The sequence below is a fragment of the Neobacillus niacini genome, from assembly GCF_036961885.1.
GTDB lineage: Bacteria > Bacillota > Bacilli > Bacillales > Cytobacillaceae > Neobacillus > Neobacillus niacini_H.
In genome coordinates this window covers 7,404-27,626 of sequence record NZ_JBALNQ010000064.1, presented here as the reverse complement: position 1 = coordinate 27,626, position 20,223 = coordinate 7,404, and the positions used below count along the sequence as shown (strand labels likewise).

The 20,223-nt window shown below is 38.6% G+C and carries 19 protein-coding genes; 1 reads left to right on the top strand and 18 read right to left on the bottom strand.

Going from position 1 to position 20,223, the window contains the following annotated elements; translation table 11 throughout:
• Window positions 1–87: 87 nt before the first annotated feature.
• The 18 genes from mfd to metG form a co-directional block, all read right to left on the bottom strand.
• A complete protein-coding gene (gene mfd, locus V7124_RS22860) occupies window positions 88–3,630 on the bottom strand; it encodes a transcription-repair coupling factor (RefSeq protein ID WP_335415554.1) in 3,543 nt (1,180 codons plus the stop codon).
• A gap of 105 nt (window positions 3,631–3,735) precedes the next feature.
• Entirely contained in the window at window positions 3,736–3,966 is a 231-nt protein-coding gene (locus tag V7124_RS22855) for an anti-sigma-F factor Fin family protein (protein ID WP_335415551.1), read from the bottom strand.
• Window positions 3,967–4,097: 131 nt separating this feature from the next.
• Window positions 4,098–4,658 (bottom strand): aminoacyl-tRNA hydrolase, encoded by a 561-nt coding sequence (pth, locus tag V7124_RS22850; RefSeq protein ID WP_335493751.1) that lies wholly within the window; start codon window positions 4,656–4,658, stop codon window positions 4,098–4,100.
• 166 nt (window positions 4,659–4,824) lie between these two features.
• Window positions 4,825–5,460, bottom strand: a complete 636-nt coding sequence (locus V7124_RS22845) for a 50S ribosomal protein L25/general stress protein Ctc (RefSeq protein ID WP_335493749.1) — start codon at window positions 5,458–5,460, stop codon at window positions 4,825–4,827.
• Window positions 5,461–5,666: 206 nt separating this feature from the next.
• Window positions 5,667–6,623 carry a ribose-phosphate diphosphokinase gene (locus V7124_RS22840; protein WP_335415542.1) on the bottom strand — a complete coding sequence of 319 codons (957 nt, stop codon included), beginning with the start codon at window positions 6,621–6,623 and terminating at the stop codon, window positions 5,667–5,669.
• Window positions 6,624–6,638: 15 nt separating this feature from the next.
• On the bottom strand, window positions 6,639–8,015 hold the full coding sequence (gene glmU / locus V7124_RS22835) for a bifunctional UDP-N-acetylglucosamine diphosphorylase/glucosamine-1-phosphate N-acetyltransferase GlmU (RefSeq protein ID WP_335493748.1): 1,377 nt from the start codon (window positions 8,013–8,015) through the stop codon (window positions 6,639–6,641).
• A 190-nt stretch (window positions 8,016–8,205) separates the two neighbouring features.
• A complete protein-coding gene (gene spoVG, locus V7124_RS22830) occupies window positions 8,206–8,496 on the bottom strand; it encodes a septation regulator SpoVG (RefSeq protein WP_027322572.1) in 291 nt (96 codons plus the stop codon).
• A gap of 171 nt (window positions 8,497–8,667) precedes the next feature.
• On the bottom strand, window positions 8,668–9,042 hold the full coding sequence (locus V7124_RS22825; protein ID WP_335415533.1) for a RidA family protein: 375 nt from the start codon (window positions 9,040–9,042) through the stop codon (window positions 8,668–8,670).
• Window position 9,043: 1 nt separating this feature from the next.
• Window positions 9,044–9,874, bottom strand: a complete 831-nt coding sequence (purR, locus tag V7124_RS22820) for a pur operon repressor (RefSeq protein WP_335415529.1) — start codon at window positions 9,872–9,874, stop codon at window positions 9,044–9,046.
• Between the two features lie 61 nt (window positions 9,875–9,935).
• The gene (gene ispE, locus V7124_RS22815) at window positions 9,936–10,805 is read right to left on the bottom strand and encodes a 4-(cytidine 5'-diphospho)-2-C-methyl-D-erythritol kinase (protein WP_335415526.1); all 870 of its coding nucleotides are present in this window, start codon (window positions 10,803–10,805) and stop codon (window positions 9,936–9,938) included.
• Between the two features lie 339 nt (window positions 10,806–11,144).
• Entirely contained in the window at window positions 11,145–11,309 is a 165-nt protein-coding gene (locus V7124_RS22810; protein WP_335415626.1) for a small, acid-soluble spore protein, alpha/beta type, read from the bottom strand.
• A 461-nt stretch (window positions 11,310–11,770) separates the two neighbouring features.
• Entirely contained in the window at window positions 11,771–12,034 is a 264-nt protein-coding gene (veg, locus tag V7124_RS22805; RefSeq protein ID WP_335415523.1) for a biofilm formation stimulator Veg, read from the bottom strand.
• A gap of 204 nt (window positions 12,035–12,238) precedes the next feature.
• Window positions 12,239–13,123: a sporulation peptidase YabG gene (yabG, locus tag V7124_RS22800; protein WP_335493743.1), complete on the bottom strand. Its 885-nt coding sequence runs from the start codon at window positions 13,121–13,123 to the stop codon at window positions 12,239–12,241.
• A 128-nt stretch (window positions 13,124–13,251) separates the two neighbouring features.
• On the bottom strand, window positions 13,252–14,130 hold the full coding sequence (gene rsmA / locus V7124_RS22795) for a 16S rRNA (adenine(1518)-N(6)/adenine(1519)-N(6))-dimethyltransferase RsmA (RefSeq protein ID WP_335493740.1): 879 nt from the start codon (window positions 14,128–14,130) through the stop codon (window positions 13,252–13,254).
• Window positions 14,123–14,683 (bottom strand): ribonuclease M5, encoded by a 561-nt coding sequence (rnmV, locus tag V7124_RS22790; protein ID WP_335415518.1) that lies wholly within the window; start codon window positions 14,681–14,683, stop codon window positions 14,123–14,125. Before rnmV ends, rsmA begins: the two co-directional genes overlap by 8 nt.
• A gap of 379 nt (window positions 14,684–15,062) precedes the next feature.
• Window positions 15,063–16,241, bottom strand: a complete 1,179-nt coding sequence (locus V7124_RS22785) for a ubiquitin-like domain-containing protein (protein WP_335493736.1) — start codon at window positions 16,239–16,241, stop codon at window positions 15,063–15,065.
• A 237-nt stretch (window positions 16,242–16,478) separates the two neighbouring features.
• Window positions 16,479–17,246 (bottom strand): TatD family hydrolase, encoded by a 768-nt coding sequence (locus tag V7124_RS22780; protein WP_335493734.1) that lies wholly within the window; start codon window positions 17,244–17,246, stop codon window positions 16,479–16,481.
• 111 nt (window positions 17,247–17,357) lie between these two features.
• Complete coding sequence (metG, locus tag V7124_RS22775) at window positions 17,358–19,313, bottom strand: methionine--tRNA ligase (protein ID WP_335493732.1); 1,956 nt, start codon at window positions 19,311–19,313, stop codon at window positions 17,358–17,360.
• A 475-nt stretch (window positions 19,314–19,788) separates the two neighbouring features.
• Between metG and V7124_RS22770 the strand changes: the two genes are divergently transcribed.
• Complete coding sequence (locus tag V7124_RS22770) at window positions 19,789–20,073, top strand: AbrB/MazE/SpoVT family DNA-binding domain-containing protein (protein WP_335415507.1); 285 nt, start codon at window positions 19,789–19,791, stop codon at window positions 20,071–20,073.
• Window positions 20,074–20,223: the final 150 nt, after the last annotated feature.

The window sequence follows — 20,223 nt, the reverse complement described above, 5'->3', positions numbered from 1 at the left end:
AGTATCTTTCAACTGGAAAGTTCTATACACATTCACAATATTTTTTCACAAACAGGAAAATTATCCTATACCACGAAAAAGGCACTACTACCTAAAATTAACAGGGTTTTCTTGCCCCCGTTTAGCTGTTTGTAATCCTTTTATCATGTCAAATGCTATATTTAACCAATGTGCAGTCTCGGTTCCTTTTATTTGAATCGTTATTTTAAGTTTTTTGCCTTCCATTCCAAGTCCAATTATTCTTGGGTATTTACTGCTGATGGCAAAGACCTTTTGACCATCAATTGTACCGCTGGCCTGGTCATTGACTAATATGGTTACTTCCTGTTTTACTTGCTTTATCACTTCCACACCGGTAAGTAGTGCATAAACCTTCATCTCAGCCACCTGGAATAGAAAATTGACTTCTTCTGGGTATTCACCAAATCGATCGAGCATTTCCGCTTGAAGTTCTTCAATATCCTCTAATGTTTGTATTCCTCTAAACCGCTTATACATTTCAATCTTTTGATGGCCATCATTAATGTACGTATCAGGAATATAGGCATCTATTTCTAAATCTATTTCCACTGTTGCTTTTTGCTCTACTTTCAAATCGCCTTTTCTTTCCTCGATGGCTTCTTTGAGCATTTGTGAATAAAGATCAAATCCAACTGAGTCAATAAATCCGTGCTGCTGTGCTCCTAGTAAATTACCTGCACCTCTTATAGAAAGGTCACGCATCGCAATTTTAAAACCAGATCCCAACTCAGTAAATTCTTTAATCGCCTGCAGGCGCTTTTCTGCCACTTCTGTCAATACTTTGTCCTTTCGATGCGTAAAATAGGCATAGGCGACACGATTTGACCTTCCGACACGACCGCGAAGCTGATAAAGCTGTGAAAGCCCCATTTTATCGGCGTCATAGACAATCAATGTATTAACATTTGGAATATCTACCCCTGTTTCTATGATGGTTGTACTAACAAGAACATCAAATTCTCCGGATAAAAAACCGAGCATAACAGATTCTAATTCATTTTCTGACATTTGCCCATGTGCGCAGATAACTCGTGCATCTGGAACGAGCATTGAAATTTCCTCTGCCTTCCGTTCAATATCCTCTACTCTGTTATATAAAAAGTAAACTTGTCCGTCACGTGCCAATTCCCGTTCAATGGCTTCTCTGACAAGCGATCCATTGTATTCCATTACATACGTTTGAACAGGGAATCGATTTTCAGGCGGTGTTTCAATTACCGACAAATCACGAACACCAAGCATCGACATATGCAGTGTTCTTGGAATTGGTGTCGCCGTCAAGGTTAACACATCAACATTCGTTTTTAGTTTCTTAATCTTTTCCTTATGAGTTACACCAAACCTCTGTTCCTCATCGATGATTAATAATCCTAAATCACGATAGATGATATCTTTTGAAAGTATCCGATGTGTTCCAATTACCACATCTACCGTACCTGCTTTTAAACCCTTTATCGTTTCTGTTTGCTGCTTTTTCGAACGGAAACGACTTAACATGCCAATATTGATCGGGTAGTCTTGGAATCTTTCTCTCATCGTTTCAAAATGCTGCTGGGCTAAAATTGTTGTTGGAACAAGCAGGGCTACTTGCTTTCCATCTGCAATTGCTTTGAAGGCAGCTCGAATGGCAACTTCCGTTTTTCCATAACCTACATCGCCGCATAGCAATCTGTCCATTGGTCTAGGTCTTTCCATATCCTTCTTAATCTCATGGATGGAGCGGAGTTGATCTTCTGTTTCCTGATAGGCAAAGGCGGTTTCAAACTCCCTTTGCATATCTCCATCTGGAGAGAAGGCATAACCGACTGCAGCTTCACGTTCTGCATAAAGCTTAATTAAATCATCGGCAATGTCTTGAACAGAGGATTGAACCTTCTTTTTCACCTTTTTCCAATCACTGCCGCCGAGTTTATAAATTTTGGGCTCTTTGCCTTCAGCTGCTACATACTTCTGGACAAGGTCAATTTGTTCAACTGGTACGTAAAGTTTATCTGTCCCAGAATAGCGAATATGGAGATAGTCTTTATGAACACCGTTAATGACGAGCGTTTCTATTCCTAAGTACTTTCCTATTCCATGATTTACATGAACAACAAAATCACCAACTTTAAGTTCTGAATAACTCTTTATTCTTTCAGCATTAGAGAGCTTCTGTCTGTTGGCAGTCTTTTTGACACGCTTATTAAAAATCTCTTCTTCCGTAATTACAGCTATTTTCTGAATGGAAAGTTCAAATCCAGTTTGCAGGTTCCCCTTCATAATTTGAACTCTTCCTGGTAACAACTGCTGACCGTCTCGAAGAATTGAAGTTTCTATTTCATAATCTTCTAAAACTCGTTCTAACTTTTTTACTCTTTCGTCATCAGGTCCTAAAAAAAGAATCGAATAATTACTTTTTTTCCATCTGTCAATTTCAGCTTTAAGTAAGTGCATTTGACCATGGAAATTTTGCATTTGTTTACATGAAACATTAATGATATTTTGTGGACTTGTATTCGCGACATGACGAAGAAATAAACTCATATAAAGAATCGGAAATTGACTTTTCTGAAGCATTGGCGATAAATCATGCGAAATAGTCAAATCATGAATAATTTGACCTTCACTTAGCAGGGCTGTGTACCACTCCGCTTCCTCTTTAATTAATGATTCATTCATCTCATGAACACGGCTAATCTCATCAATAAATACCATTCCATTACGAGGTAAATAGTCTAGTAAACTAGTACCGCCTTCATAAGCTAGTGAAAGATATTTAAATACTTGGTCTGGCTTCTGCCCATTTTTAAGTTTTTCAAGCTCATAACTTATATTCTGTGATAGCTGAATCTTCGCCTTATCGTCCTTTAACTTGCGCAGACTTTGCGCTAATCCATCCTCTACCTTTCCAATTACGCGGCTATATTCTTCTGCACCGAATAGAACCTCTGTAGCAGGACCAATTAAAACTGCCGTTGTTTTTTCAATGGAGCGCTGATCATCTAAAGAGAAATATCTAATCGAGTCAATTTCAGTGTCAAATAATTCTATTCTTATTGGACTACTTTCTGTAAGGGGGTAAATATCGATAATGCCGCCTCTAATACTAAACTCTCCTGGAGTTGATACCATATCTGTTCGGACATAGCCCATCTTAACAAAAGTGGTAAGTACCTCCGTTATATTTAAATCATCACCGATTTTAAATGGCAACTGGTACTGCTTCCACAATGATTTTGGTGGAATGACCTTTCTTAGCCCAGCAATAGGAACAATGATAATCCCTTTTTCTCTTTTGCTAAGATGGTTTAAGGCTTCAATCCTTTGTGCCTTCAATTCTGGACTGGCGATACTCATCTCGGCTGCAATCAGTTCATTTGCTGGAAAAAGAAAAACTTCATCCTCACCTAATAGATTTACAATATCTTCATAGATTTTTTGAGCTTGCAATAGATTGTGGGTAATAAACAGAATCGGCCTTTTCATTTGCTCATAAATAGCTGCCGTTAAAACGGTTCTTGATGAACCCGATAATCCAGCGATAAGCTGTTCCTTCAAGCCTTCTTGGACCCCTGAAATTATGGAGTGAATATCTTCCTGATCTAGGAATAAAGATTTTAAACCTTTCAAAAGCTCGTTCCTCCTCTCTTTAAATCTTTTTTCATATTTTAACTTTTATTAGTCTTTAAAAAAAAATAGAAAAATGCTTTGGAGTGCCTTCCAAAGCGGGCTTATTTAATGAATAAGGAAATCATATTGATGATAATCAGGATTTCTTTCTAATGACTCCTGACAATCTTCACAAATGGCAGTTATGTGTATATTACCAGACACATCATACGCAACCATCTCTTGTCTTTCTTGTTCTGTCAGCTTATGCAGACCGAGTGTTTCACTGTGGATCGACGACTGTTCAATGGAACCTAGGCTTGTGCCGCAATGACGGCAATGGTAATGAATGGCCACGCAGGTACCCTCCCTATTCTACTAATAATAATAATAGTATTTACGATGAAGAGGGAAGTTATTCATTTGTTTCATTCGTAAAAATAGAGAATTGCTTTATTCTATGAAAGGAAAGGTGTTCTCATGAACAATTACTGATTAAATTCGTTCATTACCTGCAAAAACGGTCTTTCTAACCAGGTTTTACATGCTTCAGCACTCTTTTGGACAGCTTCTTTTGTTAATGCCTGTTCATCATCATGAAAACGTCCTAAGACATAATCCGGAACCTTCATCCCGTTTGTTGGCCGATCGATTCCAATTCGAATTCTGTTAAATTCTTGCGTTCCAAGATGTGCTACCGTTGACTTTATCCCATTATGCCCGCCTGGGCTTCCCTTTTGACGAAGCCTAATTTTCCCCACTGGCAGATCAAGATCATCATAGATGACGACAAAGTCTTCTACATCTATCTGATAATAGTCCATTACCGCTCTAATCGATTCACCAGATAGGTTCATAAAGGTGAGGGGTTTTAATAAAATGACCTTTTCTCCATTATGAAAACCAATTCCAAATAATCCTTTAAATTTTGATTGATTTAAGGGAATGGATAATTGATTGGCTAACTCATCAATTACTTCAAATCCGATGTTATGTCTCGTTTTTTCAAATTGCTTTCCAGGGTTTCCTAAACCAACAATTAATTTCATTCTTATCCTCTCTTTCGGCCCAGTCCACCTGTTGAATAATTTTCGGAACATAGAATCTCTCCCACTTAATATTACGTCTTTTTTTTGATTAAGGCTATTTATGTAATTATTGTACCTTAATAAATGCGACAAAAGACGTAACCTTATTCAGGTTACGTCTACCTTTTTATTGTCCAGCAGGATCTGTTTCTCTGCCTTCTTCACTTTCAGGGTGACCGCCATCCTGCTGTTCACCTGCATTAATTTCCTCTTCTTGTCTTGGAGGCAGAATACTTGCGATGACTTCATCTTCCTCATGGTTAATCGTAAAGGATCCTTGATAAAGGATATCGGAAACCTTCATTGTCTCGCCAACCTGGAGATTTGATACATCCACTTCAATTTGCTGTGGTATCTCAGTAGGAGTGGAAGTAATCGATAGTTCATGAATAGGCTGCTGAAGAACACCGCCATCTTTTACTCCAGCTGCATCGCCAGTTAGAACAAGTCTCACCGTTACAGTAATTTTAGAGGATTTATCAATGGCAAGAAAATCAACATGAATAATTTCCCTTTTAATACTATCCTCTTGATAATCACTTAATACGACATCATGCTTACTACCCTCAACATCAAGAGAAATAACGCCATTTCTGCCTACATGACGAATCGTTTTCGTTAAATCCGCTGAACTAACATAAACGGGTTTACTTTCAACACTTCGCCCGTAAATAACAGCAGGAATATGTCCATTGTTTCTAATTTTTCTTAACTCTGAAGTGCGCAGTTCCTTACGTTCCTTTGCTTGTAAAACCGTACTCATAAGTTTTAGTCACCTTCCTAGTTTTGTACAATACTGTCTTTATAAAAATTCCCCAAAACAGGAAGGTCTAAACATAAATTATTGAATCTAGCTCCAGCGCCTAGCCCCTCGGGGTCATAAGCAATCCGTCAAGAAGGTTAAAGGACAACCTTCATGCCGGCTCGTCTTATGCCTGTCGGGGCTAAACAGGCGCTTCCGCTTTTTAATCAATCAAATAACGTACTTACAGATTGTTCCTCATGGACGCGGATAATCGCTTCGCCCATTAAAGGTGCCACAGAAAGATGCACAATTTTATCTGACTTTTTCTCTTCTGGAAGTGAAATCGAATTCGTGATAACTAATTCCTTTATATTGGAATTTTGAATTCTGTCAATGGCAGGTCCAGACAATACAGGGTGTGTACAGCAAGCATACACTTCTTTCGCACCGTTCTCGACTAATGCATTCGCTGCAAGGGTGATCGTCCCTGCCGTATCAATAATATCATCGATAAGGATGGCAATTTTCCCTTCAATATTACCAACAATATTCATAACCTCGGCCACATTAGGTCGCGGACGGCGTTTATCAATAATGGCAATCGGTGCTTTTAAACGTTCAGCTAATTTTCTAGCTCTCGTAACACCGCCATGGTCTGGAGAAACAATGACAAGGTCACCATTAAATTCCCTCTGTTTAAAGTAATCCGCTAAAATGGGTACGCCCATTAAGTGATCGGTTGGAATTTCAAAGAATCCTTGTATTTGTGGTGCATGTAAATCTAAACAGATTACACGAGTGGCTCCTGCTGTTTCAAGAAGGTTTGCTACTAATTTAGCTGTAATCGGCTCACGTGCCCGTGCTTTACGGTCCTGACGAGCATATCCATAGTATGGCATAACAAGATTAATCGTCTTCGCAGAAGCCCTCTTCAGAGCGTCTATCATGATTAACAATTCCATAATATTTTCATTAACAGGGGAACTGGTCGATTGAATGACATATACATCACAACCGCGGATACTCTCTTCAATATTAATTTGAATTTCCCCGTCACTAAATCTTGTTACAGAGATTTTTCCTAGTTCAATACCAATCACTTTGGCTATTTCTCTTGCTAACGGAAGATTTGAATTTAGACTGAATACCTTTAAGTTTGGATCTAAGTATTGATTCGACATATTGCCCTCCAATATCTACTTGTTTTTCAGATTAAGTTTATCGACATAATTTTCTTTGTTTACTTGTTGCGAACGGGCAATGGACAATGCTTTACTAGGGACATCCTTTGTAATCGTTGAACCAGCAGCTACATACGCTCCTTTTCCAACGGTTACAGGTGCTACTAGATTAGAATTACAGCCAATAAAGACTTCATCTTCAATCTTCGTTAAATATTTATTTTTACCATCATAATTGACGGTTATTGATCCACAGCCAATATTAACATCATTCCCAACTTCAGCATCACCAATATAGCTTAGATGTGAAGCCTTGCTGCCCTTACCAAAATTCGCCTTCTTGATCTCAACAAAGTTGCCAATTTTCACTTCGTCACTAATGGCTGATTCCGGTCTTATATGAGCAAAGGGGCCGATATTTACAAGTGAGCCAATCGAACTTTTGTAAGCAGCAGATTGACGGATTACCGTTTTATCTCCAACTTCACATAAATCAATTTCTGTGTTAGGTCCAATTTGACAGTCTGCACCAATGACGGTTTTACCTTTTAAGATCGTTCCCGGAAGAATAATGGTATCCTGATCAATAACAACATCAGAATCAATGTATGTATTTGCTGGATCAATAATGGTAACACCATTTCGCATATGACTTTCATTGATACGGCTTCTCATAATTCTTTCTGCCTCTGCCAGGGCAACTCTATCGTTTACACCTAGCGTTTCTTCAAAATCATTTGTTTGAAAAGCTGTGACCACTTCACCTTGGTTTTTCAGGATTTCAACAACGTCTGGAAGATAATATTCACCTTGTACATTATCATTTGAAACCATTTTTAATGCTGCAAACAACGCAGCATTGTCAAAGCAATAGGTTCCCGTGTTAATTTCATTTATCTCACGTTCAGCCTCTGTTGCATCTTTATGTTCAACTATTTTCTCAACAAGTCCATTTTCGTTTCGAATAATACGCCCATATCCTGTCGGGTCATCAATTCTTGCTGTAAGAATCGTCGCTTTTGCTGAAAACTCTTCATGATGTTTAAATAATGACTCCATCGTTTCTGCTTTAATTAGAGGGGTATCGCCACAAACGACAATGGTAATTCCTTGTTTATCCTCTAGCCTGCTTTGTGCCTGCATGACAGCATGTGCCGTCCCGAGCTGCTCATCTTGAAGGGCATAATGACTCACTTCCCCTAATTGGGCTTTTACCAAGTCGGCTCCATGACCAATGACGGTAACCATTTCTTGAATGTCTAGTGATTTAACATGATCGACAACATGTTGAACCATCGGCTTACCGCAAACAGGGTGTAATACCTTATATAGCTTTGACTTCATCCGAGTACCTTGACCAGCGGCCAAAATCACAGCATAACGAATAGACATGTTTAAGTCCTCCAATTTTACCTTTTTCTCCACTAAAAATATTAACGTAATTAGCGAGTCATTTCAAGGAATGTAAGAAAAGTGTTCGAATTTGTTATTTTGAAAAAAATCAGAGGAATGTTTTAGAGGATAGAGAGGAAATAAAAAAAGAGCGCTACTTATGTAGTAGGCTCTAGGTTGTTTAATTCTTCTAGGAAGCACCGGCTTCCTCAAATTCCACTTCTAATTCGCCTAAACGGTGATACTCAGCCAAAACAGCTTCTTGGATTTTACCGCGCGTTCCAGAATTGATTGGATGCGCAATATCACGAAATTCTCCATCTGGAGTACGTTTACTTGGCATTGCGACAAACAAACCATTATTGCCGTCAATAACACGAATGTCATGAACAACAAATTCATTATCTAATGTAATTGATGCGATTGCTCTCATACGACCGTCCGTGGTAACGCGGCGTAATCTTACGTCTGTTACTTCCATGTGCTCACACCCTTTTCTTATGTTAAAAAGCTAGTGTACTTAATTCAACATGGAATCTAGTAAATCCTTCTTTTATATTAATATTTTAAAAATATTTTAGGCAAAATAGTGAACATTTCTAAAAGTCAGATATATTACTATGGTGGAAATGTGAAAAAAAATCAGGTTCACCTATTTTACGAGTGCAATAACTTCAATTTCGACTAATGCATCTTTCGGTAACCTCGCTACCTCAACACATGAACGGGCAGGTTTATTCGTTGAAAAATATTCACCGTATACTTCGTTAATTGCGGCAAAATCATCCATACTTTTTATAAAAACAGTTGCCTTTACTACAGTATCAAATGACGCTCCTGCCTCTGAAAGTACAGCATCCAAATTTTTAAAAACCTGATGAACTTGTTCCTTTACGCCGCCTTCAATCATAACTCCCGCTGCAGTTAGGGGAATTTGACCTGAGCTGAAAAAAAGATTGTTTACGATTATACCTTGTGAATATGGTCCTATTGCGGCAGGCGCCTGGTTTGTTTGAACAACTTTCATACTATTCCTCCGTTCTACGTTTAAAATAATTACCCTCTTCTACCCGAATCCTTTTTTCCTTTACATTAACATCTGTCAGCTTCACAAGTGATTTGTATTCATCTACGAGGCGTTCTTCCATTTTTTCAGCTTCAACTAATACAGCAATCCCCGCTACTGTCCCATTAAACTCCTCAATTAAGCTGATCATTCCCATCACAGTCCCGCCTGCCTTCATGAAATCGTCGACAATTAAGACCCTCGATCCTTGGGCCAAACTTCTTTTTGAAAGAACCATCGTTTGAATTCTTTTTGCGGAACCAGAAACATAATTGATACTTACGGTTGGTCCTTCGGTAACTTTACTATCTCGCCTAACGATGACCACTGGAGTATTTAACTGGCTTGCTACAGCATAAGCAAGGGGGATCCCTTTAGTCGCCACAGTCATGACTACATCAATTTTAGTATTTACATATGGAGAAGCAATAATTCTACCAGCTTTTTGGACAATTGCAGGATCACCTAAAATATCCGTTAAATACAAATATCCCCCTGGCAAAAGTCTATCTGGATGTGCAATTAACGAACATAACTCACTTACAAATGGTCTTGCTTCTTCATCGCTTACATTTACATAAAATTTGACTCCACCCGCTGCACCAGGTACAGTTTGTAATGTTCCAATTCCTCTTTGTTCAAAGGTTTCCTTCACAATTGCTAAGTCTTCGCTAATCGAAGATTTCGCAGAAGAATAACGTTCGGCAAAAAAGGTGAGTGGTACAAGCTGGCGCGGATGGTCAAGTAAATAGCTTGTCATATCTATCAATCGTTCACTGCGGCGAAACTTCATAACGGGTACGGACCTCCAAAAGACGAATATTCTAATATAAGAATATCATTATTGTACGTTTTTAATCAAGAGTGTGTCTTTCTCCTAACATTCTTACAGCAAAAACCTGATCGCAAAAACCTCTCAGACCATTATAAATTCGATGCATTCTTGAATCATGCTGGACAATGCCAAAGACAGTCGGTCCGCTGCCGCTCATCAAAACAGCGTCAGCACCAAACTTCTTCATTTGGTCCTTTATTTGTGCCACTTCTGGATGAAGCTTTAACGTTACCTCTTCCAAGACATTCCCAACATTCTCACATACACTTTGATAATCATTATTATGAATCGCATTGACCATTTCATTAATCTTGGGGTGCTTCATCCCATTTAAATCCAGACGCCGGTAAACTTCAGCAGTAGAGACTCCAATAAAAGGCTTCGCCAAAATGACCCAGCAGGTCGGCGGTGCGGGAAGGTCCGTGATCATCTCCCCTCTTCCTCTTGCTAAAGCTGTCCCGCCATATACACAAAAGGAAACATCTGACCCTATTTCAGAACCAAGAATTGCTAATTCATCAAGAGTTAGTCCAAGGTCCCAAAGTTTATTAAGGCCCCTAAGAGTTGCTGCAGCATCACTGCTTCCCCCAGCAAGTCCTGCCGCAACAGGGATTGTTTTTTCAATTAAAATCTGAACCCCTTTTTTTACTTGATAACGGTCTTTTAACAATTGAGCAGCTTGATAGGCTAAGTTCCGTTGGTCGTCGGGAACATAGCGGTTATGAGAAACAATACGTATCTTGTCCTCCTCTAATAATGTTAGTTCAACTCGATCCGCCAAATCTATCGTTGTCATGATCATTTCAACTTCATGAAAACCATCTAGACGCTTATATAAAACATCCAAGGATAAATTAATTTTGGCTGGTGCTTTTACTAAAAGCTTCACTATGCACACCTACACTTCTATCGTTCATATATTTTTTCCTATTTTACCACAAATCTTCTAATAGGAAAAAAAGTCTATGAATAATAAAGGCTCTTTTCTAAAATTTTGTTGTTTTTTGAACAAAATTTTAGAAAAGGGCCAACAAACTAAGTTCTAAAGTGCAAAATAACTAATGCCACGTTAAAATCGGCTTTAAGATTTTAACATTAAGCTTTATGAAAATAGCCATATATTAAAGGTCAGGGATTTTTATCGTCCCTGACCTTACCGTGGTGTTTTGTTTTGTTTAACATTGACAAGCAAGTGCTGCTTTTCAATTTGTGGCTACGACTGCCTAATTTAAGACTTCCTGTTGTTTTTCATTAGCTGTTCAGAAGCTAATTCAACCGCTCTTTTCACCATATTCCCCGCATCCTTGGCCTTAATGCCGCCCCAGCCCTCTTTTTGAACGACATCATAAAACCCAAGCTCTTTTGCGAGTTCTTCTTTAAATTGAGTAGACATGACACCTTTTCTTCTTGCCATCTAAACAACCCCTTTTTAACACTCACGGCAGTATTAGTATGTATTTAGAAATCGATTTTATTTTGGGTTGTTAAAATAGGCTGTTGATTTGCGCTCCACTAAGGAATGCTTCTTAGAATAATCACCGTAGGGACAGGCGGTTTTTGCCTGTCCTGAGGCACTTCGCTTTCCGCAGGCGGTTCGGGAAGCCTCCTCGGCGCTAAAGCGCCTGCGGGGTCTCCCCTGTCCCGTACTCCTGCAGGACATTGAATTACATCCTTGAGTTTGCCCACGCACGAAGAAAATGCGATAGCATTTTCGAGGAGTCTCGTGCCTTCCGCACAAATCAACATAGTTTTTAAATCGAACAGTTGCCTTTAACACTACATTTATTTTATTTTAGACAAAGCAAAAAGCAGAAAATCGTAAGGATTCCCTGCCCTAAAAAATTGCCCTATATTCTAACTTAAAGCTACATTTCCTGCTGCATCTTCATAGAAGGTAATCTGAACTGTTTCAGTAAGTACATCTGCATAGCTGTATGAAACACGTTCAAATGCATTTTCTTCTTGATCTAATTCAATAACAAAAACTGAAGGATAGGTTTCGGCTAATACACCGGATCGTTCAATTGTTTTCCTACGTCCTCCGTTTGCCTTGAGCAACAATCTTTTCCCTAAATTTGAATCAAGAGCCTTTTTAATATCGGCTAAGGTTTTTGGCATTCGGTCCACCTCACTGTGTAAAGTATATCACACTGACATACCAATGTCAAATAAAAACATAAAATTATATCAGTCCGACAAAAAGATTGTCAATATCTTTTGTTCTACTTTTTCTTCCAATTTTCAACAATCATTATGATAACCTTATCAGAGCAGGATTATGTGCATTTAAAAAAAATAAGCCCTTAAACATTCCTAAAGGACTTATGAATCTTCTTCTTGGACAGGATTATAAGGCATTCCTGTACGTAATACCCCTTTTGTTTCAATGCCTCCTAGTCCTTTTTCTCCTGTTAGTGTATTTCGCAAAACATCCCAGACATTGATACTTTCCATAAACGGCGTATAGCTGATTTTCGCAACAATATAAACGGGATCCAAAGCATGAATATTTATTCGTGAGGGAGAACTAGCAAAATTTGCACCTGCATGTATTAACGATTCAAAGTGTGACTGACACGCACCCGCAAAAATGACAAGTTGATCTAAATGAGGAATCTTCCTTCGGGCTTCTTTGACAGTTTGGACGAAGTGCTTTGAATGGCGGTATGCATTAATATCTGTCATTTTCCCCTTCGACTTTGAATAGGCATCATGACCAGTAATAACGACTATATCCGGACGATATTGATCAATTAATCCGCCAATTTTATTTGGCATTTCCTTTTCGTTACAATGGATACCATAGACTGGAATACCAATTTTCTCGTATAAAGTCATGCACTTTTGTAAGTAATCAGGGTCTCCGTCTAGGTGGAGAACCTTCCCGGGAATTTGAAAATAATTGGCTGGTTGTGCATAGCCGCCCGTCGCCTCGTAATCCTGTCTTTGCTTTAATAAATCAACGTCCTGGGCAAAAAGCCGGAAGGATTGCTCTTCAAGGGATTTGTATTCCTGTGTGATTTTGGACCTTACATTCTTGTTAATAACTACCAAATCCTCGTAAGGTGCGTCCGCGACTAAGCGAAAATCTTCACCATATAGGACTGCAAACCTCTGGCCATTTAGTACTTGAATATCAATGACACGGAATAGAATATCACAGTTATAGGATCGTCTGCCGACAATATCCATCATTTTTATTTCCACTGCTGTCACTCCAATTAGACCAGCATATAGGCCTTCCAAATAAAATTTTATCTTTGATAGGCTATGCAACTACACAGGTCTTTGTGAATGATCTTAGGTTCAACTCAAAAAAAATAGACCATAGCGGTCTATCGGAAGTAGGTAAGCAGTTCGTCACTCAAACGTCCAAATTCTTCAACAGAAAGTGTTTCTCCCCTTCTAGTTGGATCAATTCCTGCTGCATGTAATGCGTTTAAGATCTCTTCCTTCTTTTGTTTCCCATCCTGGAGTTGGCTTGTTAAATTATTAAGTAACGTTTTTCTTCTTTGGGCAAAACTTGCTCGTGTAACCTGGAAAAAGAAGGTTTCATCTTTTACAATAACTGCCGGTTTTTCACGTCTTGTTAAGCGAATTACGGCCGAATCTACATTGGGCTGCGGCACAAAAACTGTTTTAGGAACAATCATAACCGTCTCCGCCTTTGTGTAGTACTGTACAGCGATCGAAAGAGATCCGTACTCCTTTGTCCCTGGCTTCGCTGAAATACGTTCAGCGACCTCTTTTTGAAGCATACAGACGATTCCACGGATAGGTACCTGTTCCTCTAAGAGTTTCATAATAATTGGCGTAGTGACGTAATAGGGCAGATTAGCAACAACCATTATATCCTTGAATTGGATAAATTCTGCATCTATTACTTCCTGAACATCGGCCTCAAGGATATCCTTATGAATAATTTTCACATTTTCATACGGTGAAAGAGTATCCGACAAAATGGGTAATAATCTTTGGTCAATCTCAAAAGCCACAACCTTTTTACTCCTGCGGGCAAGCTGTTCTGTCAGAGCACCAATACCAGGGCCAATTTCAATTGCCCCTGAATTTTCACCTATTTCAGCAAAATCCACTATTCTATGTAAAATGTTTGTATCAATTAAAAAGTTTTGGCCAAGACTTTTCTTAAAAGAAAATCCGTATTTTTCAAGTATTGCTCTTGTTCTTATCGGGGTAGCAATGTCTTTATTCATTTTTTTCCTCCTGTATGACCACTGCAAGTGCTTCTGCAAACTCCTGCCTGCTAATTTGGAACATCATCAACCTTTTATGAAGCTGCTTTCCATTGGTATATCCAATTTTCAAAAGTTTTCCCAATATGATTCTTCTTTCTTTTGAACCAGCTCCACCAATAAGTCCTGCTATAATTAAATCATCCTGGGTAATTTCTTCTTTAATTGTCTCTGACATGATTTGTGCGTCTCTTAATGCGTTCCTTATTGCCTCTAGCTGAGCATGTTCTACTCCAAGGCCTTTACCATTCTTTGCGATAGCTGCTTCTTTTGGTATAAAGGCATGTTTTGCACCTGGTACCTTTTCCGCAATCGTTTTCCTGATTTTTTCCCCTGGAAAGTCAGGATCTGTAAAAATGATGACCCCTCTTGTTTCTTGTGCTCTTTTTATTTTTTCAATCGTTTCTTGATTAATCGCTGAACCATTTGTCTCAATTGTATCTGCATCCACAGCCCGTTTAATCGCTGTTGTATCATCTTTTCCTTCGACGACAATAAATTCCTTAATTCTCATTCGTTCCTCCGGCCTTAAATAATAAAATAGGCTGTGTTAATAATAAATGTTGATTTTCTAACAATGTTGATTTGTGCGGAAGGCACGAGACTCCTGCAGGAGGACGGGACAGGGGAGACACCGCAGGCGCTTTAGCGCTGAGGAGGCTTCCCGAACCGCCTACGGAAAGCGAAGTGCCTGGAGCACAAATCAACAACCAATTTTAACACAGCAAAAAATTTGAAAAATAATTGAAACATTTTTGTAATGTCCATCGTCTATATTAACAAATGCATTCATATCATTTACTAAATAACCTATAGATTTCCTTGTAAGTATAATGAATATTTGAGAACAAAGCAAAATGCAGAGGCTTTTACTTTCCTCTGCACCGATAAGCTTATTCTAAGATTTTAATCTTGACCTTTCTGACTCCCCAGCGGAATGCCTCCGCTTTTGTTGGAAAGAAAACATCAATTTTGTGTCCTTTAATGGCGCCGCCCGTATCAGCCGCAACCGCATAGCCATAGCCTTCCACATAAACCTTTGTTCCTAAGGGAATCACGCGGGGATCAACGGCAATTACCTTTGCATTTGGGTTGGAACGTAAATCCAGTCCCGTAGCCGTTCTCCCTGAACAACCGTTACAATATGCCGTATAGGCAGTAGTATTCACATAAAACTCAGTTCCAGTTTCTGCTCCACGGGAAACTTGAATCGCTAACTCCTTCGTTCCGACAGCCACAACTTTATCGAGTTTCTCTCTAAGACTCTGCTCACCAATTAATTTTCTTGAAACTTCTTTACCGTTTTCCAAGATGACTTCATATTCTCTTGAAACTACTCCCTGTCTACCTTCATTAACAGTTATTTGTTTTCCTTTTTCCAAGCTCTCATCTTTCTTGGTGACAACGGCAAATTGAACTGGTTCTTCCACTACATCGGTGACTTTTTCTACGCGAATGACGTTTATTACGGCATCCCTTTTCACTGTCTCTGATAATGACGGTTCAACTCGGTCAAATTGATTTAGTTTAATTCCCTGTTGTGTTAAAAAGTCAGCGACCGTAGCCGAAGTGGACCATACTTTTTGCTCATTTCCGCCGTCAACTAGTGTAAGATGAAGAGCTAATTTGATGCTAATTTCCATCTTATTTTTGATCGTATCCTGCGGTCTTGACGAAATTTCGTCCTGTTCGTTCAATACAATATTTTGCTCTTTTAGGAGCTCCGCGACCGTACCTGCTGTTGTCCATATCGTTTTTTTCTCGTTGTCTTGGACAATGCGAACCTGTTTTGCTTGCTTAAAGACAATCTTTTGATTGTCCTTTACCTTAGCATCAGCTGAAGGTGACAAGTAGTCTTTTGAGTTTACTGGTATATCCAGTTGGGCTAAAACATCCTTAACCGTATTGGCATGTGTTTTAATTACTTTTTGCTGTCCGTTAAGAGTTAATGCAACGGTATATTTAGATCCTTCATAGTATGAAAAACCCAGTGTTGCTGCTAAAACTACAAAACTAGCAAAAATGATCGCCAACCTTTTCCTACTCAAAGACTTAGAAAACAGGTTTTTCATGTTTTTGAATACGATGAAAAACGCCTCCTTTTCTCGGAGAGATTATTGAGAAACACGCTGTCGGCTGTCAACCCTTGCTTTCCTAGTGAACGTATGTCTTATTATGCATATAGTTGGGAAATTTGCAAAGGAAAACTTCTCGACACGTTTATCCTATGAGGAAAAGGAGGCGTGTAGAACTTTTAGTTATAGTAATAAATTTGGACAAGCTTCTTTTAACTTCGACATGCTTGTCTATCAGTTAATGTCGAATACTTTTTTCGCATTTGCTGTTGTTACCCCTGCAACTTCCTCATAGGAAAGACCTTTAATTTCAGCAATTTGCTCTGCAACTAGCTTTACATAACCCGGTTCATTGCGTTTTCCTCGATAAGGGTGCGGCGCTAAATAAGGGCAGTCTGTTTCAATCAGCAGTTTTTCTAAAGGGACGACAGCTGCCACTTCTTTGGGCTTTTTGGCATTTTTGAATGTCACGGGACCTCCAAGTGAGATGTAAAAATTCATTTTTAGACATTCCATCGCAACCTCTGGACTACCGCTAAAACAATGCATGATTCCTCCGACCTCAGCTGCTTCCTCTTCTTGTAAAATCTCAACTATATCTGCTGTAGCTTCCCGATTATGTATGACGATTGGTAGTTTTACCTTTTTTGCTAATTTGATTTGTTTGCGAAATACTTCCTTTTGAATATCTTTAGGCGACTTATCCCAATGATAATCTAATCCCATTTCACCTATTGCCACTACTTTTGGGTGGGACGCTAACTCTTCAATCCAAAGCAAATCTTCATCTGTCATATCTATTGCATCCACAGGATGCCAGCCAACACACGCGTAAATGAAATCGTAGGACTCTGCAAGTTCGATTGCCTTTTTTATAGTAGGACGATCAAAGCCTACACAGACCATATTCGATACGCCAGCCTCCTGTGCCCTCACTATAACTTCGTCTAAGTCTTCCTCAAATTGTTCAGCATTTAAATGTACATGTGTATCAAATAACATTATTTAAGCTCCTTTGTAGGATTTCCATTAATGGTTCTTGTCGAATTTATAAAGAAAAAATGGAAATGCCACGAATTTTGTTTCACGTGGAACATTCCCATTTCGACAATATTACTTTACCTTGGAACCGTTAGGTAATGTTTGGTCAACTGTGGCGAGTGATAAGGCTCCATCCTGTGATCCGGCTAGGATCATTCCTTGTGACAGTTCCCCCCGCAGCTTCACTGGTTTCAGGTTCGTGATACAAATAACCTTTCTACCCACTAAATCCTCTGGTTGATAATATTGGGCAATTCCTGATACCACTTGACGTTTTTCATACCCCAAATCCAATTGAAGTTTTAGTAGCTTATCTGCCTTTTTTACTGGTTCAGCTTGAATGACCTCAGCCACACGTAAATCAATTTTCATGAAATCATCAAGAGAAATTTCCTCGATAGACTCCGGCTTTTCCTCTTTTTTCTCTTCCACGACTGGAGCGGTAGCTCCCATTTTTGTACGAATAAATTCAACCTCATCTGCAATTTCAAGTCTTGGGAACAATGGATTTCCTTTTGTAACCTTCGCTCCAGCAGGAAGATCTCCAAAGTTAGCTAAACTATCCCACGTCTTGTATTCATCACTGTTAATGCCTAGTTGTTCAAAAATACCAGTCGGGGTCACTGTTAAGAAAGGCTGAAGAAGAATAGCCGTTCTCCTTAATGATTCAGCTAAATGTACCATTACACTTGCTAACTCATCTTTTCGTTCTTCTGATTTTGCCAAAGCCCATGGCTGTGTTTCATCAATATACTTATTGGTCCGACTCACTAATTGCCAAATGGATGTAAGTGCAACAGAAAACTCCATTTTCTCCATTGCTTCTTCATATTTTTCAACTGTTTCACGACTAACTTGAAGTAAGATTTCATCATATTCACCCGTAGAACCAGAATATGCAGGAATGACGCCATCAAAATATTTATCAATCATCGCCACAGTACGGTTTAACAGGTTTCCTAGGTCATTAGCTAAGTCGAAATTAATTCTTTCAACAAATCCTTCTGGAGTAAATACTCCATCGGCACCAAACGGCACCTCTCTTAGTAAATAATAGCGAAGAGCATCAAGACCATAACGGTCAATTAAGGTGACTGGGTCCACTACATTTCCTTTTGACTTGGACATTTTTCCATCCTTCATTAATAGCCAACCATGAGCAAACACCTTTTTAGGAAGTGGAAGATCAAGTGCCATTAACATGATTGGCCAATAAATCGTATGGAAACGAACGATTTCTTTTCCTACAAGATGGACATCTGCAGGCCAATAATTTAAATACTTACTGTCATTTTCTGTTCCATATCCAAGAGCTGTAATGTAGTTAGATAGAGCATCAATCCATACGTAAATAACATGCTTTGGATCTCCAGGTACTTTAACTCCCCAATCAAAGGTCGTTCTAGAAACAGCTAAATCCTCTAATCCTGGCTTAATAAAATTATTGATCATCTCATTTTTACGTGATTCAGGTTGAATAAACTCTGGGTTTTCTTCATAGTATTGCAGCAGTTGATCGACGTATTTACTCATCTTAAAGAAGTAAGATTCTTCTTTAACAATTTCTACAGGTCTGCCACAATCAGGACAGTTCCCATCAACTAACTGACGATCTGTATAAAATGATTCACATGGTGTACAATACCAGCCTTCGTACTTATCAAGGTAAATATCCCCTTGCTCAAGCAGTCTAGCAAAGATTTTTTCTACAACCTGCTTATGTCTTTCCTCTGTTGTACGGATAAAATCATCATATGAAATATCAAGCTTTTTCCAGAGGTCTTTAATCCCGTCAACAATTTCATCAACATATTGCTGTGGGGAGATGCCCTTTTCCTCTGCTTTACGCTGGATCTTTTGTCCGTGCTCGTCCGTTCCCGTAAGATACATGACATCAAAGCCGCGCATTCTTTTATAGCGTGCCATTGCATCACCAGCCACTGTTGTATACGCATGGCCAATATGTAAATTTCCGCTCGGATAATAAATCGGAGTAGTGAGATAAAAAGTTTTTAATTTTTCTTGCATTTGATACCCTCCTAAAATAGGCAATCGATTTTCCTATTAAATCATTATTGCCTTTTTTCATCCTCTTCTATCATCAAAATATACCCAAAAACCAACATTTGTGCAATAAACTCAAGTATAAACCATAAATATATTTTTTATTATATTTATTTTGCCCCCAGAAAAGCTTAGCTATCTGTCGAATTATTATACTAATAGTGCCGTTGGTAATTGTGGTATTTTGTCGAATTTTATTAAGATAATATTATTATACTATTAAGAACAAAACGATGTTAATTTCTGAACCAATATTCATTTATGTGTTGATTTATCAAGGTTTTTTGTGTTTTGCTAAATTTTCCAATTGATTTTTAATATAAAGTAATTGACGGAAAATGGAATGACTGGTATTATTAGTTTATAAAAATAATGTCGAATTTTGGCGAATTAATAGAGAAATAACTTAATAGGTTAAAATTGAGAGGAGCTAGTAAAAATGAAATCTACAGGTATTGTCCGTAAAGTTGATGAATTAGGTCGTGTAGTTATTCCAATTGAATTAAGAAGAACACTTGGTATTGCTGAAAAGGATGCACTTGAAATCTATGTTGATGATGATCGCATTATCTTAAAGAAATACAAGGCTAATATGACTTGCCAAGTAACTGGCGAAGTTTCTGATGATAATTTAGCACTTGCTGGCGGAAAGCTAATCCTTAGCCGCGAAGGTGCAGAACAATTAGTAAAAGAAATTCAAAATCAATTTGAATTAGCAAAATAATATAGATGAAGCTTCTCCTAAAAAGGGAGAAGCTTTTTTTGGCTGTTTTAAACTGGGCTATTGATTTGCGCTACACTAAGGAAAGCTTCATTGAATAATCATCGCAGGGACAGGCGTTCTTTGCCTGTCATGAGGGGCTACGCTTTCCGC